Origin of the sequence: Pseudoalteromonas umbrosa (assembly GCF_030125375.1) — a bacterium.
In the GTDB taxonomy this organism is placed as follows: domain Bacteria; phylum Pseudomonadota; class Gammaproteobacteria; order Enterobacterales; family Alteromonadaceae; genus Pseudoalteromonas; species Pseudoalteromonas umbrosa.
This window is the reverse complement of record NZ_JASJUU010000003.1, coordinates 989,015-1,001,596: the sequence shown is the minus strand read 5'-3', so window position 1 is coordinate 1,001,596 and position 12,582 is coordinate 989,015. Positions and strand designations below refer to the sequence as shown.

The following is a 12,582-nucleotide window of genomic DNA, read 5'->3' as shown; positions in this document are numbered from 1 at the left end:
ACTCCTCCAAATAGTTACCGATAAAACAATGACAATTATTGCGCAATCTTTTCGTTACGCTTTACTCAAAGGATAGTCGTTATGGTGTGATGAGAAAAATAAAATCAATAAATACGTGCAAAGCAACAATAGTTTGTCGCTTTGCCATACAAAAATAACCCTATGCAGAGGGATTATCGAAAGAATACGACCTTTTGAATTTTGCCATCTTCAATTTGATAACTTGTCACAAACTCAGAGCGTTTATCAATCACACCATCCTCTTTTGTACAGATCTCAGAGGTTTCGTGGTCAATGACGATATTGCCGTTCGTGATCCTTTTAATAGACGTTGACTTCATACAATGCATCTTCTCAAACATCAAACCATAACGTTTGATAAGCGGTTTTTTGCCTGTGAACATCAAGGTTTGAGGATACATATAAAACTCCACATCTTCTGCATACAAGGCCAAAAACTGACGAATATTTTGATTGTTATATGCATGGATCAGTTTATCTATGACAGCCTCTGCAGCTTTCTCCTGCTCTGTTTTTTGTAGATTATATTCGCTGGCTTTATCATCAAATGCTGGGTTAGCAAAAGCTAACGAACACATACACAAAGCGAATAGAAAAAAATACCTCATACTTCCCCCTTTTTGGTACGGGCAAGTAAGTATAACAATTTTATAATATGTAATACAGTGAAGGTTCAGCTTACCAATATTGCTCAACTGTAATATGTCCAGGCTCTACCCTACGATGCTTTTTAAACCCAAGCTGCTGTAAGAGTAATGTCGTGTCTTTTACCATCTCAGGGTTGCCACATAACATAAAATGGCTGTCTTTAGGTATTGCAGACAAGTTGCAGAACTTCAAAAGCTGTCCGTTTTTTATATTGTCTGTCACTCTGCCACTGAGACCTATATCTGGCTTTTCACGACTAACCAAAGGGACATAAATAAATTGTTTGAACAGCTTTTCCGTTGCACGAATTTGATCTTGATAGCAAAGATCAGTATTTAATCTTACACCATGAACAAGTACAACTCGATTAAACTGCTTCCATAGCTTTCCGTCACTCACGATCGATAAAAATGGTCCAATTGCCGTCCCCGTAGATAACATCCATAAAGTATCAGCTTGGGGAACTTCATTCACAGTAAAATAGCCCGAAGGCTTGCTGTAAACCCAGACGTCATCACCTTCATTGAGTTGCGCTAATCTAGAGGACAACGCACCATCTTCGACTTCTATCAAAAAGAACTCATGTAAGGGATCTGAGGGTGAATTTACAAAAGAGTATGCACGTGCTACTCGCTTACCATCTATATCAAGAGCCAATTTCGTGAATTGGCCTGCTGTGAAGTTTTGTATATCGGCTGCTACTTTCAGGCTGAATAAGCTCGGCGTCCACCAGTTTACTTCTACAACTTTTCCTATTACCCAATTTGTCATATCTGCACCACTATAAATGCATATACTAAAACAATGGCATAGATTAAAAGCTTGTCAAAGTTCCTGACACCAAGGTTTAGCTAAATCAGTACTAAGCGACGTCAAAATTAAGTGCTGTCGCGACTCTGTTGGCATCAAAAACTCCGCATTTAACGACTTGAGTAGCTTGTGTACAGGCCCTTCATAGCCTTCTTTTATTAATCGAGAAAGGTGTTTTTTTGTGTACTGCAAGGTATGATCAGCAAGTCGATTGGATTTCACACTTTCATGCATAAGATCTAACCACTTAAGATACAACTGATCGCTCTGTGGTAAGTATGCCTCAAAAATCGGTGTTAGCTTTTTACGATATTTTTCATATAGTTCTGAACGCCTTGCGATTAAGGCAGCGCCTAACAAATTAACCGTTACTCTCGCAGCATTTCGCTGATGCTTGTCTTTTAAATAATGTTGCCTCGCGGCAATGAAATAGCTAATAGCCACTTTTGGTTTATCTAAAACGACTGCTGTATTGCCTTTAACGACTAGCAATCCTGCTTTTCGTCGGCCACTGAGAATAGCTTCATCAACACTTTGAAGAATTTGAAAACTAATCGCAGGCTGATTGTCCATCCGATACGCAATAGACAGATTCACCTTCGCGGTCATCTTCTCCGTGCTGTTGTGAGCATGCTTAAGCGCACATTTATACGTTGTAATTGCGTCATCAAACTGGCGATTCAATCGATATGCAACGCCAATGACATTAATTATGGTAAATCGAGAACCAGAACTATGTGGACTCAGCCTTTCGTCAGACAGTAGCGAAACAAGCTCTTCAACTAACTTAATATTACCCGTATTACTGGCAGCAGCCAATAAGCTACTATAGATGGATACCGTCTGAGCAGAACTTTGTACAAGCAGTTTTTGAGCATTTTGCTCGTAATAACTCACAGCCTCCGCTGGGTAGTTGAGCGCTAGGTATTTGACCCGCTCAGACTCCGTTGCAAAGTCTAGGTCCTGTTTTTCACTGGCAGAAACACTGCTTTGACAAGATAAAAACAGCAAAAGCAGGGGAAAAAAATACTTCATTTAGGTTGTCAAATCGATTTGTTGAGTTAACCATAGTACATCAATGTATTTTTAGAAACAGTATCAACAAGGCAAAAAGTTGTTATGACCGTCGATTACGGTACACCGCACCAATGCTCTATTAACCTTGGACGTAGTCTGCTTTTTTTACTTTCAGTTTGCACTTCCAACGAAACAAGATGCATTGCCCCAAGGGGTTCCAAAATCATTTTTACTGGTGCTAGATAACCACCGGCTAACAATTTAGGTGCCAAATTTAATGTGACACTCTGTGCCTCTGATGATATTTTTTTATTTTTCAAACTTCCATATAATTTATCTAACCATAGTAAATAGGCGGACTCATTATCAGTCAAATGACTTTGGAGTGTTAAATTCAATGTTTTTCGAACCTTGTCAAATAATGTCCATTGTCCATCTGCCAAAGCAGCCCCTAGCAAGTTTACAGTCACCCTGGCAGCATTTCGATGATGCTTTGCCTTGATATAGTAGTGTCTAGCCATCGTGTAATGATCAATTGCAGCACCCACTTCACGCAACACCATCGCTGTATTTCCCTTAACAACCAATACGCCTGCAATTCTTCGACCACTCAAGATTGATTCATCAATACTCTGCAATATTTGATAGCTTAGCGCAGGTTGATCCGCCATACGATACGCTATCGCCAAATTTACTTTAGCTATCATCTTTTCAAGTTTATTGTCTGTTAGCGTCAAAGCACATTTATATGCAGCAATCGCCTCAACATATTGTAAATTTGTGCCGTAAGATACACCGAGCACATTAATGATTGCAAAAAGGTAAGGCTCCCGAAATGGATCAAGTCTACGATGAGCAAGCAAACCGACGAGTTCCTCAATTAAAACGGTGTCATGCACGCTGCTGGCGGCAACCAGTACATCATTATAAAAAGACACAGTCTTTTCGCTGTGTGATGTCAATAGTTTGGCTGAATTGCGTTTGTAAAGCTCAATGGCCTTATCAGGATAATTTAATGAAAGATACTCAATACTCTCAGGCTCTGTCGCAAAAGCGCTGATATGTTCTTCTATCGCAGAGGTACTACCATAGCTCAGTAGCAGTAGGCCAAATAGATATATAAAATACTTCATCAATACCATCCACTCACTTTTCCTCGTCGATATTAGTAAATCAATGCTTTTTTAAAAACAGACCATAACAATTACGCATTTTGTCAACATTAGTTACGCCCCATCACACCAGCCATGTGCAAGCTTGTCATCTATTTTGGTTACTATATTCGTTGTAGACGGGTCATGCGAGACAATATGCTGCGCTTTAAATTTTTTTAGCAAGCTTTCAACTGGCGCTTGAAACCCTGCTTCAATAAACACAGCAAAGTTATTTGACGTATAAGTAGCTGCTAATTCAGATATTTGATTGTCTTGGATACTCTGATAAATCAGATCTAACCATTTTAAGTAGGTAAGTTCATTTTCTGTTAAATAGGTACTAGACTGTGGATCAAGTTTTTTTCGGCTTACATCGAATAATTTGTACCGTTCATCTAAAAGTGCAGCCCCCAATAGATGCACAACAACTCTCATTGCATTCCTATGATGGCCTCCGTTTAAGTACTGTACCCGAGCAGCTTTGTATGCTCGAACTGCCGAATCAAACTCGCCTAACACCATAGCGGTGTTCCCTTTCTCAACAAGCACGCCCGCAGCTCTCCTGCCGTTAAGGATCGCCTCATCTATGGTTTGTAAGATTTGGTAGCTTAGTGCTGGTTGGTTATGCATACGGTAAGTAATCGCAAGATTTACTTTGGATATCATTTTTTCCAAGTGGCTATTAGTATGATTTAATGCACATTTATGAGTTTTTATCGCGTGTGTATACTGCATGTTCATAGCGTAAGAAACACCAATCACATTAATAATAGTAAAAAGATAGGGCTTTCTAAAAGAGTCAAGCCTATCATCAGCTATCAAGCCTATAACCTCTTCCATTAGATCAATATTATGACTATTACTAGCTGCAATGAGCACACTCGCATAGACCGACATTGTTTCTTCATTACTATGCAGTAGATGCTTAGACGCATTCTGCTTATAAAACTCAATTGCCTTTTCTGGATAATTTAAGGAGAGGTATTTAATTTTCTCAGAGTCAGACTCCTGTTCAATATTTACAGAGTCAATTGCCACGACTTTATGTATTGCCAAATACAAAATAAAAGCGGCTAATACGCCAATATATTTCATTTAAATTTATCAGTGTTATGCTGCTAAATAAAATATAGTACATCACTCGCGTTTAAGCATGAATTAGGTTGATCATCGGTGTTTGTCGAAGCGTATATAAGCCGTTGAGCCATCGCTCATCCCTTTTATAAAACTCGTTATCGGGAACGAAGTTTGCAAAGTATCAATACTATTTACGACTAGTCGCAAATAAAAAAAAGCCGCACTAGGTGCGGCTTTTTGGGTGTGATTCGCTTTGTTTTAGGCGTGTCTCCAAAACTCTGCGATTACGTTACCAAGGAACTGTTCAAGCAGCGCAAAGCGTGCGCTACTTTAAATTAAATTGACTCTAGAGCAATCTTAACCATTTCGTTGAACGTGCTTTGACGCTCTTCTGGTGGCGTTGCTTCGCCGGTAATGACGTGGTCACTTACAGTGAATAAAGCCATTGCTTTTGCACCGTATTCAGCAGCAACACCGTAAAGGCCAGCTGTTTCCATATCAACAGCCAAAACGCCTAATTTGTCTAGCTCAGGGTAAAAGCTGCTGTCAGCCTGATAAAAAGTATCTGTGGTATAAACGTTACCTACTTTTGCTTCAATGCCTAGGCGACGCGCTGCATTAACACCATTTTCAAGAAGACCGAAATCGGCGATAGCAGCAAAATCAAAGCCACGCACACGAGCGCGGTTTACATTAGAGTCTGTGCTTGCACCCTGTGCAAAAATCACATCACGGATTTTTGTATCCTGATTAATACCGCCACAAGTACCGATACGAATTAAGTTTTTAACACCGAAGCTAACAATAAGCTCACGTGCGTAGATCGACATCGATGGGATACCCATACCAGAACCCATGATGCTCACTGGCTTACCATTATATGTACCAGTAAATCCAAACATGTTGCGAACGTCTGTCACTTGGCGAGCATCTTCTAAGAAATTCTCAGCAATATACTTAGCACGAAGTGGATCACCTGGCATTAATACCGTTTCAGCAAAATCACCTGGGTTTGCATTAATATGCGGAGTACTCATAACATGTTTCCTTTAACTTAAGCTGTAACCAACTTGTCGGCAAAGCCGTCACCATATTCTAATTCTTCTAGGTTAAACCACTGGGCAAGTGTTTGACCTATATCTGCGAAGCTGTTTCTTTCACCTAATGGAGTATTGTTCATTCCATTTCGGTATGCCAATACAGGCACGTATTCTCTTGTGTGATCAGTACCCGGCGCTGTAGGGTCGCAACCGTGATCCGCCGTGATGAATAGCACATCGTCATCTTTTAGCTTACCTAAAATTGTCGGTAAGTAGGCGTCAAACTCAGCCAACGCTTCGGCATATCCTACTGGGTTGCGACGATGACCAAACTTTTCATCAAAATCTACTAAATTTGTGAAAATCAGGCTGTTATCAGGCGCTGAGTCAATCACTTCACTGGTCTTGTTCAATAAATTCATCAAACCAGGTGCTTTGTGTTTTTGTGTGATCCCTTGGTGTGCATAAATGTCTGCAATTTTACCAATACTGATCACTTCCCCCCCGCTATTAGCCAACTTGTCTAAAACAGTTGGTGCCGGTGGTAGAACAGAATAATCTCTACGATTACCTGTACGAATAAAGTCGGCACTCGAAGTGCCTATAAACGGCCGCGCAATCACTCGTCCTATGTTCATTTCATCAAGCAGTGCCCGTGCGATTTCACATACTTGATAAAGCTTTTCAAGGCCAAATGACTGCTCATGAGCGGCTATTTGAAATACGCTGTCAACTGAGGTGTAACAAATAGGCATGCCAGTTTTGACGTGCTCTTCACCCAATTGCTCTAGAATCACTGTGCCCGAACCGTAACAATTCCCTAAGATGCCTGGGATATCCGCTCTTTTACACAGCTCATCAATAAACTCTTGCGGGAAACAAGGTTGTGTATTTGGAAAGTAGCCCCAGTCAAATAAAACTGGTACACCTGCCATTTCCCAGTGTCCAGACGGCGTGTCTTTACCACTAGAAAGCTCTTTGGCATAACCCCATGCTGCTACCGGCTCAATACGCTCAGCAACTTCACATGATTTTCCGCCTGCAGCTTCACATGCATCTACTAAGCCTAATTTTGTTAAATTAGGGATAGATAGTGCAGAACCTTTTTCCTCTTTATATGCTTGCAAAAGATGAGCGAACGTGTTGGCACCTACATCACCAAATTTTTCAGCATCTGGTGCTGCACCAACGCCAAGGCTATCTGCCATTAAAATAATTGCTCTTGCCATATATCACCTCTCATCTTTTGTCTGGGCCGTATTTTGTTTTTATAAAGCATCTTTGCTCCCAGAGGTCGTTACTTTATTGATAGCTAAATATATCGTACAGGACATTAGTCCGCTGTCACAAAACCATAATATATCTTCTTAGTTCCCATTTTAAATAAATAAAAAATCTGGTTATACCAGCGGACATAAGTCCTGTTTTGAATGGGGCAAAACATTTAAATTTGCTCATTAAGCGAGGCAAAAGAGATTAATCGTGTCTTTTTTGCTATTGTGATCTTCCAACGTCAACAATAGCTGGGTGTGAACTTTAGTGACACGAACAATTATAGCCATAGCTGGCGCTTCTGCGTCTGGTAAGTCTCTTTTTAGTCAAACAATATATAACGAATTAGTAAATGAACTTGAATCAGGTGCTATCGCCGTTATAGAAGAAGACGCTTACTATAAAGATCAATCGCATTTGCCATTTGAGCATAGAACTCAAACAAATTATGACCATCCGGATGCGTTTGAGCATGCGTTGATGAAAGAGCATCTTGAACAATTGCGTCAAGGTAAATCAGTACAAGTACCTACTTATGATTATGCTCAACACACGCGCAGTAGTGAGACACGCACAGTAAATCCGGCAAAAATATTAATTGTCGAAGGGATTTTACTGTTAAGCGACCCAGCATTAATAGAAGAATTTGATATAAAGGTATTTATTGATACCCCGCTTGATATTTGCTTATTACGCCGTATGCAGCGTGATATCGAGCACAGAGGCAGAAGTATTTCTTCTGTTGTTGAGCAGTATCAAGCAACGGTTAGACCGATGTTTTATCAGTTTATCGAACCATCGAAGCACAATGCCGACTTGGTCGTGACCCGTGGCGGTATGAATCGCGTTGCGATTGATATTATTAAAAGTAAAATAAAATATTTGCTGCAAGAATAAAACGGGAACATTTTGGCATGACAACAATAATGAGCCTAGTAGGCATGATGATGCTACTAGGTATTGCTTTCGCGGCTTCAACGAACCGCAGCGCAATAAATAAACGAACTGTAGGTATCGCATTTTTAATGCAAGTCGTCATCGGCGGCTTTGTACTCTTTATAGAAGCTGGTAAAAACGCGTTGGCCGCTATGTCGTCAGCAGTTTCTTCAGTAATTGGTTATGCCAATGATGGAATTAGCTTCTTATTTGGTCCTTTGGCTGCGCAAGAGTCAATTGGATTTGTATTTGCAATTCAGGTTTTGCCTGTCATTGTATTTTTCTCGGCGTTGGTCGGTGTTTTATACCACCTCGGGATTATGGAATGGATAATTAAAATTTTAGGTGGCGGATTACAAAAGCTTCTTAAAACATCACGACCTGAGTCGCTTTCTGCTACCGCGAATATTTTCGTTGGACAAACAGAAGCACCTCTTATTGTGAAGCCGTTCATTCCTAAAATGACGCAATCAGAGTTATTTGCCGTTATGGTTGGTGGCCTTGCAACTGTTGCAGGCTCAGTCATGGCGGGTTATGTTGCTATTGGTGTTGATTTAAAATATTTGATCGCAGCAAGCTTTATGGCAGCACCTGGTGGTTTCTTAATGGCCAAAATGATTGTGCCAGAGACAGAAAAAACCAAAGAAAACTTAGCTGAAGTAGACAGTGGTGAAGAAAAGCCAGTTAATGTCATCGATGCAGCGGCTGCAGGCGCTTCAAGCGGCATGCACTTAGCACTTAACGTAGGTGCTATGCTACTGGCCTTCGTCGCATTAATCGCGCTGATGAACGGTTTACTTGGCGGAATTGGCAGCTGGTTTAATCACCCAGAGCTGACATTACAAGAAATTTTAGGCTATGTCTTTGCACCAGTAGCTTGGATGATTGGTGTACCTTGGGCAGAAGCTGTAACGGCAGGTAGTTTTATCGGCCAAAAATTAGTAGTTAACGAATTCGTTGCTTACTTAGACTTTATGAATTATCGCGATGGGTTATCTGAACACACCCAAGCAATTGTCACATTTGCGTTATGTGGATTTGCTAACCTATCGTCGATTGCAATTTTACTAGGCGGACTAGGTGGTATGGCTCCTAGTCGTAGAAAGGATATCGCACGCTTAGGGCTCAGGGCGGTTTTAGCAGGGTCAATGGCTAACCTAATGAGTGCAGCAATAGCAGGTTTTTTCCTCTCGCTAGCTTAGAAACTTAACGAGATATGCCGCTTTTGCAAAACAATTGGTTGGTTGCCTTAAGGGGTTAGGGTAGCCATACTAACTTGAACGATACTTCCAAAGGGCCTTTATGGCCCTTTTATCGTTTCTAATACATCATAAATACAGTCACCTAGACTCTCATCACTTTCCACAAGTCTCATTGACACAATTCACAAACAACTTTTATGTAATCAACCTTCTCATCTAAACCCACTTTTAATTCACATTTAATAAACATATAATTATAAATTAATAAACAATAACCATACTGCGAACTGCTCTTGAGAACGTAAAAGAAACTCTTCACAGAAGAGAAGTTTCTTATTACGTGCGTTTTTTTACTGCCTAATTAGTGTGTTTAAGGAAGTTTAGTGTCATCGAGTAAAAAAATTAATAACGCTTTTTCTATATTTGTACTTGTTACCCTCTGTATTTTTAATGCGAGTAAAGGGGGCGCAGCACCCATCGCTAAACAACGAAATAAGCAAGAGGTTCAAAATATTGAGCGCATCACAGTAACGGGGTCGCACATAGCACAAAGCAATAGCACGCATTTACTCACTCGTGTTTCCGACGACATAATCGGTCAGTCTGCATATGCCTCTTTATCGGATATTCTCATTGATGAAGTTGTTCAGATTAATGAGGGAGTAAGTCATTTAAATTCTCAAAATAGTACGCATAACTCAGGCCTTTCAACTGTCGATTTACGCGGTTTAGGACTTAACAGAACATTGACTTTAATTGATGGTAGGCGAGTCGTTTCAAATAGTTACTCAGGTGAGTTGGTCGGCCTTTCTACCATACCTAAGGGTATGATAAAAAATATCGAAATTATTACAGGTGGCGCGTCAGCAGCATACGGCTCTGGCGCTATCTCAGGTGTCGTCAATATCATCACTAAGCAAAGCAAAGACGACACAACAATTAATTTAACTGTGGGCGAGAGCGTGGCGGGCGGTGCACGTGAAATCGCCTTCAATGCCGATACTGGACTTCAGTATAGCAACCAGCAGGGACAACTACTGCTTAGCGCCACCTACATCGAACATTTTGGCTTGGATTACTGGGACAGAAGCCGCGCTCAACAGCAGGATGACTGGCGATATGACCCAAAAAGAATGTGCAATACGATGCTCACCGCACTGTATGACCCTAAGCAACAGAGTGCATACCGCTGTATGCGTGATATTGATCAAAATGATTGGACTTCGTTAAGCGATGCATTACCGGGAGGGGTTTTTAATGAATCAAGCAGCTTTAAGCCTAACTCAGGCTTTTGGTATGATGAGCAAACATTGCGAAATAACTGGCAAGAAGAAGTGCATGGTTTGCACTTTAATCAATACAGTTTACTGCAACTACCCAGCCAGCAACTCAACCTAGCAATCAAAAATGAATTTGATTTTAAATCAGGTAAGCAGGCCTATTTTCAATTGCATTACAGCAAAAATGATAGTCAAAATATAAAGTCCCCAGAAAACGAAGATGAGTGTGATCTGGTCATCACCTATAACGCACACACACAGCAATTTGGTTCAGATTGTATTGGCGCAATCCCCTACACTAATCCTTATATCCCGCCAGCGATCAAAGAAAGTGCAAATAGCCAAGATATAAAATGGGATCGTTTGTTTCAAGAAGTCGGCGCCGTCACCAATGATAACTCGCGCGCTACACTGCGTACGTGGGCTGGTCTCAATGGAATCATGTGGGATAACTGGCAATGGGATGCCTCACTTGGCTTTGGTCAGTTTACTCAACAACAAATCCGCTATAACGAATTAAACGTTGCTCATGTCACAAACGCACTTAACGCCCACAAGTTACCTGATGGTTCCATAGAGTGCATAGATGAAGACGCCAGAAAAGCTGGCTGCACCCCAATCAACTTATTTGGGGAAAACGCGATTAGCCCAGCGGCCGCAAGTTATATACGAGCGAACCCTAAACTGACCACTCGCCTTTCACAAATAACCTTATCCGCCACACTCAGTGGTGAACTTATCAACTTGCCGTCAGGCCCTTTATTAAGTGCTTTTGGTATAGATTACAGAAGGGACAGTCAAAATGTCTCCACCAACGTGCCTCAAGGGGGAGTGACTTTTAACTATATTCCTAACTTTTCTGGAGATGTCACTAGCTATGAAGTCTTTATGGAAGCGTCTGTACCTTTGCTCAAAGATAAGCGATTTGCACAGCAATTAAGCCTTTCTGTAGCTGCACGCGCAGCGGATTATAGCTGGTCAAATATGGGACTTATTCAGAGCTATAATCTTGGTTTCAATTTTACTCCCACGACACATTATACTGCGAAGTTTAATTGGGCAAAGGCGATGCGAGCCCCAACAATCACTGAGCTCATGTCTCCCATAAGAGGCGACTACAATGCCTTTCAAGACTTATGTAATGGCGTAACCGCAACATCAACGCTGATGGGTCATGACAACTGCAGAAAGGAAACGAGTATCAGTGATGTAATAAAAAAAGAGGGGATTTTTCACGATCGTAATAACAGCTACTCGCCAAACTTGGGAAATCCAGAGCTCACCGAAGAAACTGCCGATAGCTTCGCGGTTGAGCTCCAAGTTGAGCCTGAATCAATCGCTAACATGACCATTAATGCAAGCTATTATCGGATTAGCATAAGAGACGTCATCACATCACTTTCACATCAAAATATTATGAATAGGTGTTATAAAACAGACACACCATTTGATCCTAAGAACCCATTTTGCCAAGCGATAAAAAGAGACAGTGAAGGACAAATTATTGAGTTACAACAGCGCTTAGTCAATGCAAACCAACTCTTTACACAAGGCTATGATGCGGCGATTCACTATACACACACTTTAAATCGTCTTGGCCAGCTCAGATTTAAATTGAATTGGAATCATGTGATTGAGCATGCATTAATATCTGAACACATCAATGGACGTGTAACTGAAATACACGAAGGGTATTTAAATCACCATATTTTTGCAGATACAGGCAAAGCCTCTCTTTTGTGGCAATATGATAAATGGCAAGTGTCATGGCATACACAATTTAAAAGCGGTATAACACGCAATAAGCAAGTATCTGAGAATTGGCTTGGTTTTATGCAAGATAATAGTAAACAATGTGCACTGCTGTCAGACACCTGTATCGACAACCCAGAACCTCTTTGGGGTAATGACCTTCCATCATACACCACTCACTCGCTTCAACTATCTTATCGTCAAAAATTACAAGGAGCGACATTAAGACTCTCTGGCAATGTAAAAAACCTGTTTAATAACAATGGGCCCTTTATCATTGGGGGGAATGGCAACTTTCATAGTGCTTATGGAGGCGGACGAGGTCGCTTTGTTTCATTGGGTGCACAAATCACATTTTAACAAATACAAAAAA

At 40.9% G+C, this 12,582-nt stretch carries 10 protein-coding genes; 3 read left to right on the top strand and 7 right to left on the bottom strand.

Going from position 1 to position 12,582, the window contains the following annotated elements:
• Positions 1–173 precede the first annotated feature (173 nt).
• The 7 genes from QNM16_RS14160 to QNM16_RS14130 form a co-directional block, all read right to left on the bottom strand.
• Entirely contained in the window at positions 174–629 is a 456-nt protein-coding gene (locus QNM16_RS14160) for a nuclear transport factor 2 family protein (RefSeq protein ID WP_284021086.1), read from the bottom strand.
• A gap of 70 nt (positions 630–699) precedes the next feature.
• Entirely contained in the window at positions 700–1,440 is a 741-nt protein-coding gene (locus QNM16_RS14155; protein WP_284021085.1) for a ferredoxin--NADP reductase, read from the bottom strand.
• A gap of 54 nt (positions 1,441–1,494) precedes the next feature.
• On the bottom strand, positions 1,495–2,514 hold the full coding sequence (locus QNM16_RS14150) for a hypothetical protein (RefSeq protein ID WP_284021084.1): 1,020 nt from the start codon (positions 2,512–2,514) through the stop codon (positions 1,495–1,497).
• 95 nt (positions 2,515–2,609) lie between these two features.
• Positions 2,610–3,629: a hypothetical protein gene (locus QNM16_RS14145; RefSeq protein WP_284021083.1), complete on the bottom strand. Its 1,020-nt coding sequence runs from the start codon at positions 3,627–3,629 to the stop codon at positions 2,610–2,612.
• 93 nt (positions 3,630–3,722) lie between these two features.
• The gene (locus QNM16_RS14140) at positions 3,723–4,745 is read right to left on the bottom strand and encodes a hypothetical protein (RefSeq protein ID WP_284021082.1); all 1,023 of its coding nucleotides are present in this window, start codon (positions 4,743–4,745) and stop codon (positions 3,723–3,725) included.
• 317 nt (positions 4,746–5,062) lie between these two features.
• Complete coding sequence (deoD, locus tag QNM16_RS14135; protein WP_039610704.1) at positions 5,063–5,764, bottom strand: purine-nucleoside phosphorylase; 702 nt, start codon at positions 5,762–5,764, stop codon at positions 5,063–5,065.
• 17 nt (positions 5,765–5,781) lie between these two features.
• Complete coding sequence (locus QNM16_RS14130; RefSeq protein WP_284021081.1) at positions 5,782–6,996, bottom strand: phosphopentomutase; 1,215 nt, start codon at positions 6,994–6,996, stop codon at positions 5,782–5,784.
• A gap of 310 nt (positions 6,997–7,306) precedes the next feature.
• On the opposite strand from QNM16_RS14130, the gene udk reads away from it, so the two are divergent.
• The 3 genes from udk (at position 7,307) to QNM16_RS14115 (ending at position 12,569) form a co-directional block, all read left to right on the top strand.
• Complete coding sequence (udk, locus tag QNM16_RS14125) at positions 7,307–7,936, top strand: uridine kinase (protein WP_039610702.1); 630 nt, start codon at positions 7,307–7,309, stop codon at positions 7,934–7,936.
• Between the two features lie 17 nt (positions 7,937–7,953).
• Positions 7,954–9,177, top strand: a complete 1,224-nt coding sequence (locus QNM16_RS14120) for a NupC/NupG family nucleoside CNT transporter (protein ID WP_046354077.1) — start codon at positions 7,954–7,956, stop codon at positions 9,175–9,177.
• A gap of 383 nt (positions 9,178–9,560) precedes the next feature.
• Positions 9,561–12,569, top strand: a complete 3,009-nt coding sequence (locus QNM16_RS14115) for a TonB-dependent receptor domain-containing protein (protein ID WP_284021080.1) — start codon at positions 9,561–9,563, stop codon at positions 12,567–12,569.
• Positions 12,570–12,582: the final 13 nt, after the last annotated feature.